The 19,838-nt window shown below is 67.6% G+C and carries 16 protein-coding genes; 3 read left to right on the top strand and 13 right to left on the bottom strand.

Translation table 11 applies throughout. The features are described 5' to 3' along the window. Window positions 1-178: 178 nt before the first annotated feature. Entirely contained in the window at window positions 179-1,639 is a 1,461-nt protein-coding gene (locus GQ57_RS20670; RefSeq protein ID WP_034198895.1) for an NYN domain-containing protein, read from the bottom strand. Window positions 1,640-1,925: 286 nt separating this feature from the next. Here GQ57_RS20670 and GQ57_RS20675 point away from each other — a divergent pair, with 286 nt between their 5' ends. Then, the gene (locus tag GQ57_RS20675) at window positions 1,926-2,555 is read left to right on the top strand and encodes an SDR family oxidoreductase (protein WP_031403588.1); all 630 of its coding nucleotides are present in this window, start codon (window positions 1,926-1,928) and stop codon (window positions 2,553-2,555) included. A gap of 84 nt (window positions 2,556-2,639) precedes the next feature. Here GQ57_RS20675 and GQ57_RS20680 read toward each other — a convergent pair whose 3' ends face one another. After that, window positions 2,640-3,191: a peroxiredoxin gene (locus GQ57_RS20680; RefSeq protein WP_031403587.1), complete on the bottom strand. Its 552-nt coding sequence runs from the start codon at window positions 3,189-3,191 to the stop codon at window positions 2,640-2,642. A 278-nt stretch (window positions 3,192-3,469) separates the two neighbouring features. Here GQ57_RS20680 and cdpA point away from each other — a divergent pair, with 278 nt between their 5' ends. Both cdpA and GQ57_RS20690 read left to right on the top strand, forming a co-directional pair. Further along, window positions 3,470-5,212 (top strand): cyclic di-GMP phosphodiesterase CdpA, encoded by a 1,743-nt coding sequence (gene cdpA / locus GQ57_RS20685; RefSeq protein WP_200878028.1) that lies wholly within the window; start codon window positions 3,470-3,472, stop codon window positions 5,210-5,212. A 27-nt stretch (window positions 5,213-5,239) separates the two neighbouring features. Further along, window positions 5,240-6,736: an HDOD domain-containing protein gene (locus GQ57_RS20690; protein WP_034198896.1), complete on the top strand. Its 1,497-nt coding sequence runs from the start codon at window positions 5,240-5,242 to the stop codon at window positions 6,734-6,736. Window positions 6,737-6,826: 90 nt separating this feature from the next. On the opposite strand, the gene GQ57_RS20695 is transcribed toward GQ57_RS20690, so the two are convergent. The 11 genes from GQ57_RS20695 to GQ57_RS20745 all read right to left on the bottom strand — a co-directional run bounded on the left by GQ57_RS20695 (window position 6,827) and on the right by GQ57_RS20745 (window position 19,738). Continuing rightward, a complete protein-coding gene (locus GQ57_RS20695; RefSeq protein WP_031403584.1) occupies window positions 6,827-7,621 on the bottom strand; it encodes an ABC transporter substrate-binding protein in 795 nt (264 codons plus the stop codon). 261 nt (window positions 7,622-7,882) lie between these two features. Further along, window positions 7,883-8,911 (bottom strand): succinylglutamate desuccinylase, encoded by a 1,029-nt coding sequence (gene astE, locus GQ57_RS20700; protein WP_174923321.1) that lies wholly within the window; start codon window positions 8,909-8,911, stop codon window positions 7,883-7,885. 7 nt (window positions 8,912-8,918) lie between these two features. Then, window positions 8,919-10,259, bottom strand: a complete 1,341-nt coding sequence (astB, locus tag GQ57_RS20705; protein WP_031403582.1) for an N-succinylarginine dihydrolase — start codon at window positions 10,257-10,259, stop codon at window positions 8,919-8,921. A 14-nt stretch (window positions 10,260-10,273) separates the two neighbouring features. Next, complete coding sequence (gene astD / locus GQ57_RS20710; RefSeq protein ID WP_031403581.1) at window positions 10,274-11,737, bottom strand: succinylglutamate-semialdehyde dehydrogenase; 1,464 nt, start codon at window positions 11,735-11,737, stop codon at window positions 10,274-10,276. Between the two features lie 7 nt (window positions 11,738-11,744). Continuing rightward, window positions 11,745-12,791, bottom strand: a complete 1,047-nt coding sequence (astA, locus tag GQ57_RS20715; RefSeq protein ID WP_031403580.1) for an arginine N-succinyltransferase — start codon at window positions 12,789-12,791, stop codon at window positions 11,745-11,747. Then, window positions 12,788-13,840, bottom strand: a complete 1,053-nt coding sequence (gene aruF / locus GQ57_RS20720) for an arginine/ornithine succinyltransferase subunit alpha (protein ID WP_031403579.1) — start codon at window positions 13,838-13,840, stop codon at window positions 12,788-12,790. The genes astA and aruF overlap by 4 nt, the downstream gene beginning before the upstream one ends. Window positions 13,841-13,870: 30 nt before the next feature. Continuing rightward, a complete protein-coding gene (locus GQ57_RS20725; RefSeq protein WP_031403578.1) occupies window positions 13,871-15,103 on the bottom strand; it encodes an aspartate aminotransferase family protein in 1,233 nt (410 codons plus the stop codon). A gap of 1,347 nt (window positions 15,104-16,450) precedes the next feature. Continuing rightward, complete coding sequence (locus GQ57_RS20730; protein ID WP_031400071.1) at window positions 16,451-17,494, bottom strand: GlxA family transcriptional regulator; 1,044 nt, start codon at window positions 17,492-17,494, stop codon at window positions 16,451-16,453. 22 nt (window positions 17,495-17,516) lie between these two features. Then, a complete protein-coding gene (locus tag GQ57_RS20735; RefSeq protein ID WP_031400070.1) occupies window positions 17,517-18,317 on the bottom strand; it encodes an ABC transporter ATP-binding protein in 801 nt (266 codons plus the stop codon). A gap of 21 nt (window positions 18,318-18,338) precedes the next feature. After that, window positions 18,339-19,052 carry an ABC transporter permease gene (locus GQ57_RS20740; RefSeq protein WP_031400069.1) on the bottom strand — a complete coding sequence of 238 codons (714 nt, stop codon included), beginning with the start codon at window positions 19,050-19,052 and terminating at the stop codon, window positions 18,339-18,341. Next, on the bottom strand, window positions 19,049-19,738 hold the full coding sequence (locus GQ57_RS20745) for an ABC transporter permease (RefSeq protein WP_031400068.1): 690 nt from the start codon (window positions 19,736-19,738) through the stop codon (window positions 19,049-19,051). The genes GQ57_RS20740 and GQ57_RS20745 overlap by 4 nt, the downstream gene beginning before the upstream one ends. Window positions 19,739-19,838: the final 100 nt, after the last annotated feature.

Here is a 19,838-nt window from a genome sequence, read left to right on the forward strand (position 1 = left end):
TGTCCGCACCGTGCGGCTCTGGCAGCCATGCTAACCCGCGTTTGATTCCTCACGGCAGGCCAGCCTTTGCCCCACGGGAGTCATACTGACTAGCGCGCCGGGCCGGCCGGCGTGGCACCGGCCGGTATGGCGCGGCGCGGGCGCCGTCCGGTGCCGGACGACACCCGGCCGGCGGCCGTCACTCGGCGGCGGCTGCCGTCTTGCGCGGACGCCGTGCGCGCGGCGCCGCCTTGCGGGCCGGTTTCTTCGGCTTGGCTTCGGCCGGCGCCTCGGCGGCGGATTCGGCCGGCGCGGCGGCGACATCGCCGGCTGCCGGCTCGGCGCGCGTCACCGCGGCGTGCCGCTCGTCGCTCTGCTCCGCGTCGCGATGCGTGTCGTCGAAATGCCTGTCATGCGCGTGCTCGTCGCCACCGTGCTTCGCCGCCCCGTGCCCGGCATCGTCCGCCTTCGCGGTCGCATGACGGCCCGTCCGCTTCGCGGCGGCGCCCTTCTTCGCACCGGTCTTCTTCGCCGTGCTCTTGCGCGCATGCTTGCGGCCCGCCTTCTCGTCGCCGTGCACGTCGGCCGCGTCGCCCGCGTCCACCGCTTCGGTCGCGCCGGGCGGCACGGCGGCCGCCGGCTCGAAGGCTTCGGCCAATGCCGCTTCGTCCGCCTCGACCTCGACGGTTTCATGCGCGAGCGCTTCGGCCCGCTGCTCGCGACGCCGCGACTCGCGCCCGGCCCGCGCCGGCTCCGCCGCGCGCGCACCGTGATGGGCGCCCGGGTGGGCGGCCCCGCCGTCGCCGGCCGTCATCGCGACAGGCTCGGCGACAGCCGGCTGGCGAGCCCGCGACACGAACGCGCCCGACTTGTCGTCGCGCCCCACTTCGAGCAGGCCGCGTGCCTGCGCCTCGTCGAGCAGGTTGCCGAACGCGCGGAATCCGTAATACGACTCGTTGAAATCCGGCTTGCGGCGCTTGATCGCGCTCTTGAGCACCGACGCCCAGATCTTGCCGACGTCGTCGCGCTCCGACGCGAGCGCATCGAACGTCTCGACCGCCAGCGCGATCGCCTCGGACTTGCGCGCGTCCAGGTCGTGCTTGCGCGACGGCTCGTCCGGCCGCTTCGCGCCGCCGTTGCCCGCGCGCTGCTGCTGTTCGCGCTTCGCGAGCGCGCGCTGCTGCTCGCGCACCAGATCGTCGTAGAAAATGAATTCGTCGCAGTTCGCGACCAGCAGATCCGACGTCGACTTCTTCACGCCGACGCCGATCACCTTCTTCGCGTTCTCGCGCAGCTTCGACACGAGCGGCGAGAAATCCGAGTCGCCGCTGATGATCACGAACGTATCGACGTGCGACTTCGTGTAGCAAAGGTCGAGCGCGTCCACGACGAGCCGGATGTCGGCCGAATTCTTGCCCGACTGGCGCACGTGCGGAATCTCGATCAGCTCGAAGCTCGCCTCGTGCATCGACGCCTTGAAGCCCTTGTAGCGATCCCAGTCGCAATAAGCCTTCTTCACGACGATGCTGCCCTTCAGCAGCAGGCGCTCCAGCACGGGCTTGATGTCGAACTTCTCGTACTTCGCGTCGCGCACGCCGAGCGCGACGTTCTCGAAGTCGCAGAACACGGCCATGCTGACGTTGTCCAGGGGTAATGCCATGTGTACTCCAACCGGTGAGCCGATGCGTTGTATGACGTAGCGGCGAAAAATGCATCGCGCACATGATAGCCGGTCGGCGCGTCATTCCCGAATCCGTGTGAACGAATGACGGCCGGAACGACCGTCGCGCCACCGGGAATCGGACCCGGTACGCCCGCGCCGGTACGCCCGATGCCGGTACGCCCCTTAATACGCACCCGCCACCGGGGCAATTCGACATTACACTTGAGTTATCGGTCGTCCGTCCCCATCTGGAAGGACGACGCATCGAGCAAGGAGCGGTTTCATGACGACGAAGGTACTGCTGATTGGCGCGACCGGCCGCACGGGCCAGGCCTGCGCGGATCTGCTGCTCAAGCAGCCGGAGTTCGAGGTCACGGCGCTCGTGCGCCGGCACGGCTATGCGCTGCCGGGCGCGCGGGTCGTCGAGGCCGATCTGACGAACGATTTCTCGCACGCATTCCAGGGCATCACGCACGTGATCTACGCAGCCGGCTCGGCCGAATCGGACGGGGCGGCCGAAGAGGAACAGGTCGACCGCGACGCGGTCGCCCGCGCGGCCGAATACGCGCTGGCCTACAACGCGCAGAAGCTGGTGGTGATCAGCTCGCTGTCCGCGTACCGGCCCGAACACGGCCCGGACGCGCTGCGCCACTATTCCCAGATGAAGCGCGAAGGCGACGACCGCGTGATCGCGTCCGGCGTCGACTATGCAATCCTGCGCCCCGGCCCGCTCACGGACGATCCGGGCGTCGGCAAGATCGCGCTGACCGATGCGTGGCTCGACCCCGCGCCGCCGGTGTCGCGCCAGGACGTGGCGTGGGCCGCGATCGAGGCGATCAAGCTCGGCATCTCGCGCAAGATCGTCGGCTTCGTCGGCGGCAGCGTACCGATCGAGCAGGCATTGCGCGCATAGGGCGGCCCGGCGCGCGCCAAGGCGCGCCGCGTCGCACCCGCGGCCCGCACGACGGGCCGCGCTTCGACGCCGGAGCGCCCGGCGTTACTGCTTCGGATGCGCGTCGGCCCACGCCTTGACGGCGTCGAGCGTGTTCTCGACGTGCTTGTCGGGCGACATGCTCGTGTATTCGTAGAGGATCTTCCCCTCCGGCGAAATCACGTAGGACACGCGGTTCGCCCGGTCGATCGCCGGCAGCTTCGCGTCGTATTCACGGATGATCTTCGCGTCCGGATCGGCCGCGACCGGGAACTTGCTCCGGCACTCGCTCACCGAGAACTTCGTCAGCGTGTCGATATTGTCGGCCGATACGCCGATCACCGTCGCGCCGTAAGCCTTGTAACGGTCGACCGCGTCCGCGAACGCGTGCGCCTCGATCGTGCAGCCCTTCGTGAACGCCGCCGGGTAGAAATACAGCACGACCGGCCCCTGCTTCAGCGCGTCCGCGAGCGAGTACGTGTAAGTCTTGCCGCCCAGCGACGCCTGCGTCGTGAAATCGGGCGCCGCGGCGCCCGGCTTCAGTTCCGCCTGCGCCATCAGTGCATGGCCGGCCACCAGCGCCGCCACGGCGGCGCCCAGCAACAGTTTTCGCTTCATCTGCGTCCTCATTTCTTATAAAGTCAGCCTCGACGTACGCCACGCCCGCGTTCGGCTGTCGAACGCGCACGTGCCCGATCCGGTCCAGCGGCGGCGCCACCCGCGCCGGCCCGTTAAAGATTCCGCACAGTCTGCCGTTATTCCTTCCGGACAACCGGTTCCAGCCCTTCACGTCATCGAGAAACATGGAAGCCAACAGGAAACAGACGTCACGCAAGGGCTCCTGGCGCAGCGCCCTGCATACGCTGCGCCGCTTCGCCTGGTCGGGCGGCGCGCTGATGCCCGCGCGCGCCGGCGCGCCGCGACGCGACGACTCCGTGCGCAACTGGCTGGAACAGACGGTCGGCACGGTGGATTTCCTCGCCCATGTCGACCGCGAGCTGCGCTTTCTGTACGTGTCCGACGCGAGCCTGCGCTTCATCGGCTACCACCGCGACTACCTGCACACGCTGACGCTGCGCGACCTGATCGCCGAACAGGATACCGCGGCGCTCGAAGAACTGCTTGCGCGCGCCGCACGTTCCGGCCAGGTCGAGAAGGCGACGATGTGCATCGTCAAGTCGCTCACCTACCCGCTGGACGTCGAGATCCGCGCGTTCAAGAGCCGCCACCACGGCGTCGACGGCTTCGCGATCGCGGCGTTCGACGTGTCGTCGTGGCGCGCGCTCGAGGCGCGCCTCACGTACGAAATGAACCACGACTCGATGACGGGCCTCGACAACCTGTCCGCGCTCGTGCCGGCGCTGATGCGCGCGCAGCAGACCGCCGACGAGAACGGCACCTGCGCGGCGCTGCTGCTGCTCGACCTCGACGACTACCAGCGGATCAACCGCGCGCTCGGCTACGACGCGGGCGACACGCTGCTGCGCGAGACCGCGCAGCGGCTGAAGGCGCTCGTCACGCCGAACGAGCGGCTTGCGCGCGTCGCGAGCGACAAGTTCGCGATCGTGCTCGATGCGGCGGGCCGCACGCAGGCGATCAATGCCGCCGATGCGCTCGCGCGCCGGCTGCAGGCCGCCGTGCGCCAGCCCTACGTATACCAGGGGCAGACCGTCCACCTGTCCGCGAGCATCGGCATCGCGCTGTATCCGGACGAGCGCGCGGCGCCGCATCGCGCGCAGCACCACAGCCCGCTGCTGCGCCGCGCCGACCACGCGCTCTCCCAGGCGAAGGCCTCGGGCGGCAACGCGCTCGCGTTCCATGCGCCCGTCGACGATCCGGCCGACGCCGAACGGCTGAAGCTCGAAGCCGACCTGTACGACGGCGTGCGCAACGGCGAGTTCTCGCTCCACTTCCAGCCGATCACGCACAGCCAGTCGGGCGCGGTGGTCGGCGTCGAGGCGCTGATCCGCTGGCGCCATCCGGTGCACGGTCTCGTGCCGCCGGCCACCTTCATTCCGCTCGCCGAGTCGATCGGCCTGATCAACTACCTCGGCAACTGGGTGCTCAAGGCCGCGTGCATGCAGCTCGTCGCGTGGGATCGCCAGGGGCTCGCGCTGCAGTACGTGGCGGTCAACGTGTCGCCGCAGCAGTTCCGCGACCCGCGCTTCACGCAGAGCGTGCGCGAGGCGATTTCGCTGACGGGCATCGACCCGCGCCGCATCGTGCTCGAGATCACCGAAAGCCTGCTGATGCACGATCCCGCACAGGCAAAGGGGCTGCTCGAGGAGCTGACCGATCTCGGCATCCGCTTCGCGATCGACGATTTCGGCACCGGCTATTCGAGCCTCGCTTACCTGCAGCGCTTCCCGCTTGCAAAGCTGAAGATCGACCGCAGTTTCGTCGAGAACCTGCTGACCTCGCGCAACGACCGCGCAATCGTGTCGGCCGTCGTCGGCCTCGCGCAGACGCTCGATCTCGAGCTCGTCGCCGAAGGCGTCGAGACCGAGGCGCAGCGCGAGCTGCTGACGGAGATGGGCTGCAATCACATTCAGGGCTGGCTCGTCTGCCAGGCGCTGCCGTCCGAGGAGCTCGCGCGGCGCTTCGAGGCGCAGCAGCTGCACCTGCACGCCGCCGCCTGACGCGCGCGGCGAACTGGACAGATCCGTATGTCAATCACCGAACACCTGCCCCGCACAGCATTGCTCGACAAGCTGTGGGCCCGGATGAACGAACGGGGCGACTTCCCGCTGCTGTCGGAATCGCTGCGCGCGACGATGGCCGCGATGAAGAACGACGACCTCGACTTCACTGCGCTCGTGCGCGTCGTGCTGTCGGATTTCGCGCTCACGCAGAAAGTGCTGCGGCTCGCGAACTCCGCGATGTACATGGCGTTCGGCGGCAACATCACGACCGTGACCCGCGCACTGATGGTGCTCGGCATGGATGCCGTCGGCCACCTGGTCGTCGGGCTCAAGCTCGTCGACCATTTCCACCACAGCACGCCGCGGCGCATCGACGCGAAGCTCGAGCTGAACCGCGCGCTGCTGTCCGGCTGCGTCGCGCGCAAGCTCACCGAGCGCGCCGAATTGCGCTCGGGCGAGGAAGCCGTCGTCTGCACCCTGATGCGCCAGGTCGGCAAGCTGCTCGTGGTCTGCTATCTCGACAGCGAATGGGACCGGATCCGCCATCGCGCGGCCGAGCTGAACGGCGACGAATCGGCCGCCTGCCTCGACGTGCTCGGCGTCGGCTTCGACGAGATCGGGTTCGAGGCGGCCACGCGCTGGCGGCTGCCCGACGTGATCCGCGCGGGGATGGCCGACCACGACCACCTGGTCCATGCCGACGCATTCGACCACGAAGACGACGACCACGACGCCGGCCCGGCCGATGACGGCCCGGCCGAACGCGTCCGCTGGCTGCGCGCGGTGAGCCGCTGTTCGACCGACGTCGCGGGCGCACTCGTGATGCCTGCCAGCCCGCAGCGCGACGCGCGCATCACGGCGCTTGCGCAGCACTACGGCGCGGAACTCGGCATGGAGCCCGACGCGCTCGTCGAGATCGCCGAGCGGCTTGCGCGCGAGGAAGCGAGCGACACCGTGATGCGCGAGATCGTCGAGCTGCGCGCGAACGCCGATGCGATCGCGCGCGCACAGGCCACGCCCGAGGCATGCCTCGAGGCCGGCCTGGCGGACCTGCGCGCGCTGCCGTCCGAGCATGTGCTGACGCCGGTGCTCGCGCTCGCGTCGGAAAGCCTGCTGGCCGGCCTCGCGTTCACGCGCACCGTGATGTTCGTGCGGCACGACGACGGCATGTTCGCCGCGCGCCTGGGCTTCGGCCCCGGCGTCGATACGGCGCTCGACCGGCTGCGCTTCGACGAGCGTTTCGAGCCGGACGTGTTCCACCTCGCGATCTCCAACTCGGTCGGCATCTTCATCGAGCAGGCGCAGGAACCGAAGATGCTCAAGCGCCTGCCCGCGTGGTATCGCGACGCGTTCTGCGACACGAGCGCATTCGTGCTGCTGCCCGTGCGCGTCGGCACGACGACGGTTGCGCTGCTTTACGGCGACTGGGCCGGCGCGCAGCCCGCGCGCAAGATCACGCAGCAGGAGATGGGCGTGCTCAACGAGCTTGCCCGCGAACTGGGCCGGTTCTTCCCCGCCTAGCGCCACTGCCGCCGCCGTTTCCGGCTCGCCAAAAACAAACCGGCCGCATCTGCGGCCGGTTTGCTTGCATCGTGCGATCGGACGACGCGCTTACTTGAGCGTCACGGGCACGCTGAAGTACTTCTTCGCGAGGTTGTCGATCGTGCCGTCGGCCTTCAGTTCCTTCAGCGCCTGATCGAGCGCGGTCTTCAGCGCCGCGTCGTTCTTGCGCAGACCGAAGCCGACGCCCGAGCCGAGGATCTCGGTGTCGCTGACCGTGCCGCCCGCGAACGCGAAGCCCTGCCCTTGCGGCTTCGTCAGGAAGCCCTTCGAGCCGGCTTCCGAATCCTGGAACGCCGCGTCGAGACGGCCCGACTTCAGGTCGGCGTAGGCCAGATCCTGCGTCTGGTACGGCACGACTTCGACGCCTGCCGGCGCCCACTTCTTCTTCGCGTACGCTTCCTGGATCGTGCCCTGCAGCACGCCGACGCGCTTGCCCTTCAGCGACTGCGGGGTCGGCAGCAGGCCGCTGCCCTGCTTCGCGATCAGCTGGTTCGGGATCGTGTAGATCGGATCGGTGAACGCGATCGCGTGCTTGCGCTGGTCGGTGATCGTCATGTCCGAATTGATCGCGTCGAACTTGCGCGCCTGCAGCGCCGGGATCAGGCCGTCGAAGTCGTTCTCGACCCACACGCACTTCGTCTTCAGCTTCGCGCACACCGCGTTGCCGATATCGATGTCGAAGCCGGTCAGCTTGCCGTCGGGCGTCTTGTATTCGAACGGTGCGTACGAGGCTTCGACGCCGAACCGGATCTCCTTCAGATCCGCGGCAACCGCGCTGCCTGCCGCCACCGCCGATGCCGCCACCACCGCATGCGCGGCCACTTTACGCCAATCCAACTTCATCAGGTGTTCTCCTCGATACTCGAATGTTCCGGAACTACGGGCGCTTGCATCATTGCAGGGTCGGATGACCGCGACAACGTGACAGCCGCGCCGTGATGCGGCGCAACAGCCGCAAGGGCGCGATTGTACCAATCCGCGAGGCTCGATACGGCAAAGCGGCCGTCGGGGTGCGATGCTGCGGTGCGCATGAGACGCCGGCCGGGCCGGCCGCCGAACTTGCAAGACGATGTCGCAAATACGCAATCCGGCCCCACGGGCCGGTCAGACCAGCGCCGCGATCGTCTCGCGCGTCGTATCGACGACCAGCAGGCCCGCGCGCAGGCCCGGCTTCACGGCCGGGTTCGGAAACACAATCCGCTCCTCGTCGTGCCGCACCGTGTAACGGTAGTCGCCGTCCCGCGCGAGCACCGTGCCGCGCGCAAACGCGGTGAAATTCGCGACGTCGGCCGCGACGAACAGCTCAAGCGCATCGCTCTGCTTCGTGATCTGGTCGATCACCGTGAACACGCGCGGCAACGGCGCGCCGGCGTCGCGCGGCGCACCCGACACGAGCGCGCGCACCGCGCGGTCAGCCGGCGCGAAACGCGTCAGGTCGTTCTGGCCGAACGGCCGCACCTTGCCGAGCTCGAGCGTGCACGCGAGCGCGCCGCAGTGCTCGGCCGTGAAGTGCGAATACGTGTTGCCCTTCGCGGTATGCAGCAGCACGGCCGCGATACGCGCCTCGCCGAGCCATTCGACCATCGTGCGGGTCGGCGGCGTGCCCGTGTGCGGCAGCAGCGCGAACTGTTCGAATACCGACGCGCGAATCGCGGTATGCATGTCGATGTGCCAGCGCGCGCCGCCCGCCGGCGCCGCCGCGAAGAACGCGGCCGCGGCCGCTTCGAGCTGCGCGGCGCGCGGCGCCTCGCGGCTCGCCGGCACCTGCGCGTGGCGGCCGCTGAACAGGCGGTTCAGGTCGTCGTCGAGATAGCGTTCGCCCGCCCGCATCGCCGGCACGTTGCCGAGCACGACGAGCAGCCGGCACGCGAGCGGCAGTGCGCCGGACGCGAGATCGCGCACGAGCATCGACAGCAGTTCGATCGGCGCCGTCTCGTCGCCGTGCACGCCGGCCGACACGAGCACGCTCGCCCGCGCCCGTTCGGCCGGCGTCGCCGGTTCGAGCGCGAGCAACCCGTCGCCGAGCCATTGCCAGCGCAGCGCACCGCCCGCACACATGCCGTCCGTCACGGCCGGCGCCGCGCCGGCCAGCGTGAATGCGAGAAAGTCGTCGAGCGGCGCGGCGTCCGGCATCCGTGCCTCAGCGCTGGAAGTCATACAGCGACCCGACGCGCAGGATCTGCGTAAGCTCGTCGAGCGCCGTGCGCGATTCGTCGAGCAGCTTCGGATCGGCGAGGTCTTCCGGTGCGAGCCGATCGCGATAGTGCCGGTCGATCCACGTATCGAGCGACGCGAACAGCGTGTCGTTGATCCACACGTTCGACGTGACGGCCGCGCGCTCCGCGTCGTTCAGCACGACGCGCAGGCGCAGGCACGCCGGGCCGCCGCCGTTCTTCATGCTTTCGCGCAGGTCGAACACGAGCACGTCGTGAATCGGGCCGTTGCCGGCCGCGAGCCGGTCGAGATAGGCCGCGACGTTCGCGTTCTCGCGGCATTCCTGCGGCACCACGAGCACCTGCGAGCCGTCCGCGCGCGACAGCAGCTGGCTGTTGAACAGGTACGACGTCACCGCGTCGTTCACGCTCACGGCCGCGTCGGGCACCTCGATCACGTTCAGGCGCGCGCCGCGTGCGTCGAGCGCGGCGGTCAACGTGTCGTAGATCGCCTGCCGGTTGACGAACGCGCGTTCGTGCGTGAACAGCGTGTCGCGGTTGCCGACCGAGATCACGTCGTTGTGGAACACGCCCGCGTCGATCACGTCCGGATCCTGCTGCGCATAGACCGTCGCCTCCTCGGCAAGCCCGTGGCGATGCGCGACCGCGCGGCTCGCCTCGAAGGTCTGGCGCGCGGGAAAACGCTTCGGCTCGGGGCCGCGGCGGTATTCCGCGCGGCCGTACACGAAGAACTCGACGCCCGGCTTGCCGTATTCGGCGCAGAAGCGCGTGTGGTTCGCCGCGCCTTCGTCGCCGAGCGCCGGCGTGCCGGTCAGCGCTTCGTGCACCGCGAAATGCGCGGGATCGGCGAACAGCGTCGACAGCGTGCGGCGCGTCGCGTCGTGTTCGATCGCGCGATGCAGCTTGCTGCACAGGTTCGCCGGCGTGAAGTGCACGCGGCCGTCGCTCGTGTCGGCCGACGGGCTGACGGTGGCCGCGTTCGCGGTCCACATCGCCGACGCCGAGCTCGCTGCCGCAAGCAGTTCGGGCGCCTGCTTCGCGGCCTTCGCGATCACGTCCGCGTCCTTGCCCGAGAAGCCGAGCTCGCGCAGCAGGCGCAGCGACGGCCGCTCCTGCGGCGGCAGCACGCCTTGCGCGAAGCCGAGATCCGCGAGCTGCTTCATCTTGCGCAGCCCCTGCTTCGCGGCGGCCTTCGGATTCGCGGCCGACTTCTCGTTGTTGAGCGACGCCACGTTGCCGAACGACAGCCCGGCGTAGTTGTGGGTCGGGCCGACGAGCCCGTCGAAATTGGCTTCTTGTGCGTTCATCGTCGTTCCCTCGATCAGAAATGCAGGCCCGGCGACAGGCTCGCGGGCAAGGTCAGTTGCGTGCTTTCCACCGACGCCATCGGATAGGCGCAATAGTCGGCCGCGTAGTACGCGCTCGGCCGGTGGTTGCCCGAACGGCCCGTGCCGCCGAACGGCGCGGCGGACGATGCGCCGTTGGTCGGGCGATTCCAGTTGACGATCCCGGCGCGGATCGTGCGGCGGAAGTGCTCCCATGCCTTCGCGTCGTCGGCCAGCAGGCCGGCCGACAGGCCGAACGCCGTATCGTTCGCGCGCTCGATCGCCTCGTCGAACGTCGCATGGCGCACGATCTGCGCGAGCGGGCCGAAATGTTCCTCGTCGGGCAGGTTCGCCACGCCCGTCACGTCGACGATCGCCGCGTTCACGAAACCGAGGCGCGGATCGCGCTGCGTCATCGCGATGATCGGCTTCGCACCCTGCTCGACCAGACGCGACTGCGCGTCGACGAGCTTCGCGGCCGCGCGCGCCGAAATCACCGCGCCCATGAACGGCTGCGGATCGGCGTCGAACACGTCGGCCGTGATCTTCGACGTCACGTCGACGAGGCGCGCGAGGAAGCGGTCGCCGAACGCGCCCTGCGGCACGAAGATGCGGCGCGCGCAGGTGCAGCGCTGGCCGGCCGACAGGAACGCCGACTGGATCGTGTGATGCACGGCCGCGTCGATATCCTCGACTTCGCCGATCACGAGCGGGTTGTTGCCGCCCATTTCGAGCGCCAGCACGATTTCCGGACGGCCGCCGAACTGCCGGTGCAGCAGCGTGCCCGTGTCGGAGCTGCCGGTGAAGAACAGTCCGTCGATCTGCCGATGGTTCGCGAGCGCGATGCCCGTGTCCTTCTCGCCCTGCACGAGGTTCAGCACGCCGGCCGGCAGCCCGGCTTCCTGCCACACTTCGACCGTTGCGCGCGCGACGCCCGGCGCAAGCTCCGACGGCTTGAACACGACCGCGTTGCCGGCGATCAGCGCAGGCACGATATGGCCGTTCGGCAGGTGGCCGGGGAAGTTGTACGGGCCGAACACCGCGACCACGCCGTGCGGGCGATGGCGCAGCACCGCGATGCCGTCGGCCATCTCCTGACGCTTCTCGCCGGTGCGCTCCTGGTAGGCCTGGATCGAGATGCCGACCTTCGCGGCCATCGATGCGACTTCCGTGCGCGCTTCCCACAGCGGCTTGCCCGTCTCGCGGCCGATCGCCGTGGCGATCGCTTCCTTGCGTTCGTTGAGCAACGCGGCAAAACGCTTGACGATCGCGCAGCGCGACTCGAAGTCGAGCGCCGACCAGCCGGCGAAGGCGCGGCGCGCGCTCGCGACCGCACGGTCGACGTCGGCTGCCGACGCGCTCTCGCCCTGCCAGGCGATCTCGTCGGTGCCCGGGTTGCGCGAAGCGAACACGGGGCCCGAGCCTGCGACCCAGGCGCCGTCGATGAAGAGTTCCGTCATGATTCGTTTATCCCTGTTTGACTTTGAGCGGCAGCACGCGAACCGGATCGCCGGCCTTCACGTCGAGCGCGGCGGCATCGTCGGCGGACAGCACGAACGCGCCGTTCGCCACGACGCCCGGCGCGACGCCGACGCGGAAATCGCCGAGCGACGTGTTCGAGACGAGCGACTTCGGCGGATGGCCGCCCTGCGCGTCGTCCGCGGCGTCGGGCACGCCGATCGCGACCGGCACGACGACGCTCTCGCGCACCGTGCGCAGGTCGTTCACGTGGCATTCGAGCACGGGGCCCGCGTCGAAGATGTCGACGTGATTCTGGTAGCGCAGCCCTTCCGCCTCGAGCATCTTGCGCGCCGGCAGCGTGTCGCGATGCGTGAGGCCGACCGCGTCCTGCGCATCCTGCGGCAGCAGGTCGACATACACCGGGTAGCGCGGCATCAGCTCCGCGAGGAACGACTTGCGGCCGTGCGAGCTCAGGTAATCGGCCGCGTTGAAATCGATCTGGTAGAAATGCGAACCGACTGCGCGCCAGAACGGCGACGTGCCGTCCTCGTCGAAGTGGCCGCGCAGTTCCGCGCAGATGCGCTCCGGAAAGCGCTCGCGGAATTGCGCAATGAACATGAAGCGCGAGCGCGACAGCAGGCCGCCGACGCCGCCCGTGCGATAGCGCGGGCTCAGGAACAGCGAGCAGACTTCCGCGTAACCGGTCAGGTCGTGCGAGATGTTCAGCGCGGACATCCGCGTCCACACGCCGAGCTCCTGGCTCGCGTGCACGACCGTGCTCACGCGATAGTTGTAGAACGGCTGTTCGAGGCCGACCTGCGTTTCGATTCCGCACACGCCGGCGATGTCGCCCGTCTTCGACTCCTCCATCACGAAGAAGTAGCCGGCCTCGCCGGGCGCGGCTTCGCCCGCGAGCGTCCGGCGCGTGCGTTCGATGCGCGCGGCGAGCGCGTCGCGGTCGGGCTTGAACGTGGTCAGGCCCGGCCCGGTTTCCTTCGCGAGCGACACGAGCGCGTCGACGTCGCCCGTTTGTACGACCCGAACGACGATCATGCTGCGTCTCCCTTCAAATCTTCCTCGTCGCGGCGGTGCAGCGGCACGCAGCGCACGACATCGCCGTCCTTCACGTCGAGCGCCGCGCGCACGTCGCCGGAGAGCGGCGCATGGGCCGCGTCGCCCGGCAGGTCGGCCAGCACGCAGCGGAACGATTCGCCGCTGCCCGTCGACACCATGTACGCGACTTCGCCCTGTTGATGCGCGGCTTCGCGCACGATGCGCTCGGCGCCGTGCTTCACGCACGCGGTGCGGTCGACCTGCGCGGTCAGCACAGGGCCCGCGTCGAAGATGTCGACGAAGCGGTCGGGCTCGAAGCCTTCCTCGAGATGGATGTCGTACGCGAGCAGCGCCGACTCGTTCGGTTCGCCGAGCACGCGCTGCGCGGCTTCAGGCAGCAGCGGCACGTAAAGCGGATAGGCCGGCATCACTTCCGCGATGAAGGTGCGGCTGCGGCCGCCCGACGCGATGTCGACGTCGGTGAAATCGCGGCCGAAGAACTTGCGGCCCACCGCTTCCCAGAACGGCGATGCGCCGTTGCCGTCGCTCACGCCGAGCAGCAGCGTGAACACTTCCGGCGTGAAGCGGCGGCGGTGCGCGGCGATGTACATCATCCGCGCGCGCGAGATCAGGTGCGCGGCGGCGTCGCCGCGCAGCGACGGATCGACGTAGAAGCCCGCGAGCCGGCTCTTGCCGGTCAGCTCGTGCGACATCGTGAGCGCATGGATCTTGCGGTTCACGTGCAGCTCGCGCGACGCGTGGATCAGCGCATCGTTGCGGAACGCATAGAACGGTTCCGAGTAGCCGGCCGCGGCCACGACGCTCGCCGTGCCGAGCAGCTTGCCCGTCGACGAATCCTCGAGCACGAAGAGGTAGAACTCCTCGCCGGCGAAGTCGACGTCCGCGCGAAACGAATCCTCGGAGAGCGCGACGCGCGCCTCGAGCGCCGCGCGGTCGTGCGGCAGCGAGTGCAGGACCGGCTGCGCGGTGCGCGCCATGTGCGCGAGCGCATCGAGATCCGTGAGTTTGCCGGGGCGAACAAATAGCATCGTCGTTCCTGTCTGCGATGGATGCGCCGATCAGCGCGCGGTGGCTTCCTGAGCGGCGAGCACCTGTTCGACGGCTTTCTCGAAGCGCTTGACGCCTTCGTCGAGCAGGTCGAACGGGATCACCAGCGACGGCACGAAGCGCAGTACGTTCGGGCCGGCGATCAGCATGATCAGGCCGTTCTCGGCCGCGGCGGTGACGAAATCCTTCGCGCGGCCGTCGAATGCGGCGGCGAGTTCGGCGCCGACGAGCAGGCCCTTGCCGCGCACGTCCTTGAAGATGCCGAAGCGCGCGTTGATGCGTTCGAGCGCGCCCTTCAGGCGCACGCTGCGTTCGCGCACGCCTTCGAGGAGGGCCGGATCGCCGATCAGCTCGACGACCTTGTCGGCGATCGCCGATGCGAGCGGGTTGCCGCCGTACGTCGTGCCGTGCACGCCGACCTTGAAGTGCGCGGCCAGCTCGTTCGTCGTCAGCATCGCGCCGATCGGGAAGCCGTTGCCGAGCGCCTTGGCGGTGGTCAGGATGTCCGGCGTGACGCCCGTGTCCATGTATGCGTAGAACTGGCCCGTGCGGCCGACGCCCGTTTGCACTTCGTCGAAAATCAGCAGCGCGTTGTTCGCGTCGCACGCTTCGCGCAGGGCTTTCAGGAATGCCGGATCGGCCGGAATCACGCCGCCCTCGCCCTGCACGGGTTCGACGATCACGGCGCAGGTTTGCGGGCCGATCGCCGCCTTTGCGGCTTCGATGTCGTTGTACGGCAGGTGCTTGATGCCGGCCGGCACGGGGCCGAAGCCTTCCGAGTACTTCGGCTGGCCGCCGACGCTGACCGTGAAGAACGTGCGGCCGTGGAACGACTGCACGAACGAGATGATTTCGACTTTATCGGCGCCGTGGCGATCGAATGCCACGCGGCGCGCCAGTTTCAGTGCGGCTTCGTTCGCTTCCGCGCCCGAGTTCGCGAAGAATGCGCGGTCGGCGAAGGTCAGTGCCTCGAGGCGCTTGGCCAGGCGCAGCACCGGCTCGTTCGTGTAGCCGTTGCCGATGTGCCAGAGCTTGCGGCCCTGCTCGTCCAGGACCTTCAGCAGTTCCGGGTGGCCGTGGCCGAGCGACGTCACGGCGATACCGCAGGCGAAATCGATGTATTCGCGGCCGGCCGTGTCCCACACCCGGGAGCCCTCGGCGCGATCCGGCACGAAAGGCGCGGGGGAAAACACCGGCACCATCACTTCATCGAATGTCTGGCGGGTCACGGTCGAGGTCGTCATGGTCGTTCCTTTCGGTTTCGTAAGAGGGTTCAACAGGATCAAGTTTAGGTAAGGGTGACGCAAGCGTCTTGCGGAATTGCGACGGGTTCTATCGGAAGCCCTTTTTTCCGGTGTCATTTTGCCCTTTCAGGGCGGGGGGCTGGGGGTTGAGGTTGAATTTTGGCGGTTCGCCCAGGGCTTTCTTCCGGTGGTTCGCCCGGGCTTTCGTGAAGCACCTGCGATCGTGTCGGTCCATTGGCGTCGCCCCTGCGCGGGGCGGCGGTTACTTTTCTTTGTCTTGCCAAAGAAAAGTAACCAAAAGAAAGGCGCTTCGAGAACGCAAGACCTCCCGGTGCCGTAGGGCGCGGAGTGGCCCTCGCCCGAGGGTTCGCGCCAGTCGCGAGACCGGTGTGGTTCGAACAATGGTTCCGACTCCACGCCCTGCCCAACTGGGCGGTATGCCGCCCGCCCGCTCCATCCCCGCTTCGCTCGGCTGCAAGGTATGCATCCCTCGAACAGGGCCGTTGGTCTAGCAGTTCCGGAAATCACGGCACGCAGCGACGCCTCAAATCGCACAAGGCATCATGCTCACCGCCCGCACGAATGACACAGCCGGCACATTGCTTGACGGTACTATGCAAATGAGCACCGGTCAGCAACTCGTGCACCCAGCGCGATCACACCATCGCAAGCAGTCCGAACAATATCGAGATGCACTCTTGTGTCGTGCCCATACGATTGGGGCTCTCCGAGAGGGCCAAACAATGAACAGAAGAATTGCAGTCGTCGGCGATAGTCTCACCAGCGGCGGAACAATTGACCCATACGGCGGACCACCGTTCCTGGTCCACGGACATCAAGCAGCCCTGATTGGCGGTAGTGCGTTCTGCATCGCATGTCAAAGCACCGGCATCATCGCAAAGGCTGATGGGCCATATCGACTCAAGTTTCAAGGAGAAATCGCCCTGGACCGCGAAATTGGGCAGCGCCCTCCTCCATTTGTCGATTGCCACCTGGCAAGACTGCCGCCCCCTCCCAACCAGAAGAACCTCGCAGTCGAGCGAAGCGGGGATGGAACTGGCGGGCGGCACACCGCCCAGTTGGGCAGGGCGTGGAGTCGGAACCATTGCTCGAACCACTCCGGTCTCGCGACTGGCGCGAACCCTCGGGCGAGGGCCACTCCGTGCCCTACGGCACCGGGAGGTCTTGCGTTCTCGAAGCGCCTTTCTTTTGGTTACTTTTCTTTGGCAAGACAAAGAAAAGTGACCGCCACCCCGCGCAGGGGCGACGCCAACAGACCGACACGATCACAGGTGCTTCACGAAAACCCGGGCGAACCACGCAAAAAGACATACAAAAACAGCACCCTCAATCCTTCCCACCGCGCTCGACGAGCGCCCCTCCACGTGGTTCGCCCCCACCCCCGGTCTGCTTCTCGAGCCACGCTCGCCGATCCTCCCGAGGCGTGACGCCGAACCTCTCCCGATAAGCATTGGAGAAGTGCGCAGCAGAAGAGAACCCACAGGCGAGACTGACCTGGACCACCGACTTGCTGGTCCGCTGCAACTGCGTCCGGGCCTTGAGCAACCGAAGATTGAGGTAATACTTGGACGGCATCGCGCCGAGATACTGCCGAAAGAGCCGTTCGAGCTGCCGCCGCGACACGCCGACGAGCTCGGCGATCTCGTCGGTCGTCAACGGGTCCTCGACATTGGCCTCCATCAGCAGCAATGCATCGTTGAGCCGCGGATGCCGCTCGCCCGGCGCGGTCACGAACGGAATCCGCTGCCGCTCCTCGCCGCTGCGCAAGGTCCCGGCGCCCAGCGCATCGGCGATCCGCTCGGCAAGCTCGGGCCCGTGTTCCCGGCCGATCATGGCCAGCATGAAATCCACGGTCGCCTGCCCGCCCGCACAGGTCGCCCGATCGCGATCGATCTCGAAGATCTGCTGCGTGACGATCGTCCGCTCGAACTGCTCGGCGAACTGCTGGTACGTCTCCCAGTTCACGCTCACGCGATACCCGGAAAGCTGCCCGGCCATCGCGAGCCACCACACGCCGTGGTGAATCCCGGTGACGACCGGCGTGCGCTGCCCGACCCGCGCGAGACTCGCGAGAAACAGCCGGTAATCGGCAAACTGCTGGAACCGCTCGGACACGACGATCAGCCAGTCGCACGCGATCGCATCGTTGAACGCCGCATCGGCATGCCACTGCGCGCCGCCCGCGAGCGGCACCGGCCGGCCGTCCCACGAACACACCTGCCAGCGGTACAGGAGCCGGCCATCGATCTCGTTCGCCAGATTCAACGCATCGACGATCGGACCCACGCCCGACATCGACACGGGCGGCAATGCAACGATCGCCACCTGCGTCGTGCGGGTGGCGCCTGCGGGACGAGACACCGGTACCACGTATGAAACCCGCCCCGTCGCGTTACTTGAGACTGCCCGACAGGAACTGCTTGAGCCGCTCGCTCTGCGGACGCACCAGCACCTCCTTCGGATCGCCCTCTTCCTCGGTCCGCCCCTGATGCAGGAACATCACGTGGTTCGACACGTTGCGCGCGAAACCCATCTCGTGCGTGACGACGATCATCGTGCGGCCTTCCTCGGCCAGCTTCTGCATCACCTTCAGCACTTCGCCCACCAGTTCAGGGTCGAGCGCCGACGTCGGCTCGTCGAACAGCATCACGTCCGGATGCATCGCCAGCGCGCGCGCAATGGCCACGCGCTGCTGCTGGCCGCCCGACAGGTGCGACGGATACTGCTTCTCGACGCGCGGCGGCAAGCCGACCTTCTCCAGGTACTCGCGCGCGCGCTCCTCGGCTTCCTTCTTCGAAATGCCGAGCACGTGCACCGGCGCCTCCATCACGTTCTCGAGCACGTTCATGTGCGCCCAGAGGTTGAAGTGCTGGAACACCATCGCAAGCTTCGTGCGGATGCGCTGAAGCTGCTTGTGATCGGCAACTTCGAGCGCGCCGGCGCGGTCGGTCTTCGTGCGCACGGCCTCGCCATCGACGACGATCTGCCCCGCGTTCGGCCGCTCGAGAAAATTGATGCAGCGCAGGAACGTGCTCTTGCCCGAGCCGCTCGCGCCGATGATGCTGATGACGTCACCGGCTTTCGCGTTCAGCGATACGCCCTTGAGCACCTCGTTGTCGCCGTAGCGCTTGTGAATGTCGACCGCGGCAAGCTTGGTGGAAGCGGAAGCGCTCGTTTGAGTGATCTCGGCCATCTGGCTCTCCTCGAAGTGAAATCAATGACGGCCGGCCGCGAGATACGCGAGCCAGTGGCGCTCCGCACGGCGAAACGCCGCGACGAGTGCGAACGATACCGCAAGATAGATCAGCGCGGCGATTCCGAACGACTGGAACGCCATGTAGGTCGCGGAATTCGCGTCGCGCGCCACCTTCAGGATGTCCGGCACGGTCGCCGTGAACGCGACGGTGGTCGCGTGCAGCATCAGGATCACCTCGTTGCTGTACAGCGGCAGCGCGCGGCGCAGCGCCGACGGCAGGATCACGCGGCGGTACATCGTGAACGGCGACATCCCGTATGCGCGCGCAGCCTCGACCTCGCCGTGCGGAATCGCGCGGATCGCGCCCGCGAAGATCTCGGTCGTGTACGCGCAGGTGTTCAGCGCGAACGCGAGGATCGCGCAGTTGAAACCGCTGCGGAAGAACGCGTCGAGCAGCGAGTGCGAACGCACGAACTCGAGGCTGTACATGCCGGTGTACAGCAGCAGCAACTGCACGTAGAGCGGCGTGCCGCGGAACACGTACGTGTAGAAACGCACCGGTGTCGACACCCACCTCTTCTTCGACACGCGCGCGACCGCGAGCGGCACCGCGCACACGAAGCCGAGCGAGATCGACGCGACGAGCAGCCACAGCGTCACCGCGAGGCCGGAGAGGCGCTGGCCGTCCCAGTAAAGGAACGCCTGGCCGAATTCCTGGAGGATCTCGATCATAGTTCTGCGTGCCGCACGCCCATGGAGTAACGCTTCTCGAGCTGGATCAGCACGAGGTTGGAAACCGTCGTGATCGCGAGATAGATCAGCGCCGCGACGAGGATGAAGAAGAACATGTTGAACGTGCTCTTGCCGGCGTCCTGCGCGGCCTTCACGACGTCCGCGAGGCCGATGATCGACACCAGCGCGGTCGCCTTCACGAGCACCTGCCAGTTGTTCCCGATCCCGGGCAGCGCGAAGCGCATCATCTGCGGAAACATGATCCGCGCGAACACGCGCGCCCCGCTCATCCCGTAAGCCGCGCCGGCTTCGAGCTGGCCGCGCGGCACCGACAGGAACGCGCCGCGAAACGTCTCGGTGAAATACGCGCCGTAGATGAAGCCGAGCGTCAGCACGCCGGCCACGAACGGATCGATGTCGATCTGGTCCCAGCCGACGAGGTCGGTGAACTGGTTCAGCCAGATCTGGATGCTGTAGAACAGCAGCAGCATCAGGACGAGATCGGGCACCGAACGGATCAGCGTCGTATAACCGGTCGCGATCGCTCGCACGACCCGGTTGTGCGACAGCTTCGCCACCGCGCCGATCAGCCCCAGCGCCACCGCAGTGGCGAGCGACAGCACCGACAGCTCGATGGTCTGCACGGTGCCGGCCCAGAGGACAGGACCAAAGCCGTAAAGAAACACGCGCGTCTCCAGAGTTGGAATGGATGCCGGCGCGTCTTCTGCCTGGCCCGCGCCGGGCTGACGCGGATAGTCGCAAGCGAAATTGATTGCCTCAAATCAC

Origin of the sequence: Burkholderia sp. MSh2 (assembly GCF_000731655.1) — a bacterium.
Lineage (GTDB): Bacteria > Pseudomonadota > Gammaproteobacteria > Burkholderiales > Burkholderiaceae > Burkholderia > Burkholderia paludis.

Excerpts from the sequence above, each read along its gene's own strand:
- GQ57_RS20680 (WP_031403587.1), bottom strand. The coding sequence starts at position 3,191 with ATGAAGCGAAAACTGTTGCTGGGCGCCGCCGTGGCGGCGCTGGTGGCC.
- astE (WP_174923321.1), bottom strand. The coding sequence starts at position 8,911 with ATGCCGGACGCCGCGCCGCTCGACGACTTTCTCGCATTCACGCTGGCC.
- GQ57_RS20670 (WP_034198895.1), bottom strand. The coding sequence starts at position 1,639 with ATGGCATTACCCCTGGACAACGTCAGCATGGCCGTGTTCTGCGACTTC.
- astB (WP_031403582.1), bottom strand. The coding sequence starts at position 10,259 with ATGAACGCACAAGAAGCCAATTTCGACGGGCTCGTCGGCCCGACCCAC.
- GQ57_RS20740 (WP_031400069.1), bottom strand. The coding sequence starts at position 19,052 with ATGATCGAGATCCTCCAGGAATTCGGCCAGGCGTTCCTTTACTGGGAC.
- GQ57_RS20735 (WP_031400070.1), bottom strand. The coding sequence starts at position 18,317 with ATGGCCGAGATCACTCAAACGAGCGCTTCCGCTTCCACCAAGCTTGCC.
- cdpA (WP_200878028.1), top strand. The coding sequence starts at position 3,470 with ATGCCCGCGCGCGCCGGCGCGCCGCGACGCGACGACTCCGTGCGCAAC.
- GQ57_RS20690 (WP_034198896.1), top strand. The coding sequence starts at position 5,240 with ATGTCAATCACCGAACACCTGCCCCGCACAGCATTGCTCGACAAGCTG.
- GQ57_RS20675 (WP_031403588.1), top strand. The coding sequence starts at position 1,926 with ATGACGACGAAGGTACTGCTGATTGGCGCGACCGGCCGCACGGGCCAG.
- GQ57_RS20695 (WP_031403584.1), bottom strand. The coding sequence starts at position 7,621 with ATGAAGTTGGATTGGCGTAAAGTGGCCGCGCATGCGGTGGTGGCGGCA.
- astD (WP_031403581.1), bottom strand. The coding sequence starts at position 11,737 with ATGACGGAACTCTTCATCGACGGCGCCTGGGTCGCAGGCTCGGGCCCC.
- aruF (WP_031403579.1), bottom strand. The coding sequence starts at position 13,840 with ATGCTATTTGTTCGCCCCGGCAAACTCACGGATCTCGATGCGCTCGCG.
- GQ57_RS20725 (WP_031403578.1), bottom strand. The coding sequence starts at position 15,103 with ATGACGACCTCGACCGTGACCCGCCAGACATTCGATGAAGTGATGGTG.
- astA (WP_031403580.1), bottom strand. The coding sequence starts at position 12,791 with ATGATCGTCGTTCGGGTCGTACAAACGGGCGACGTCGACGCGCTCGTG.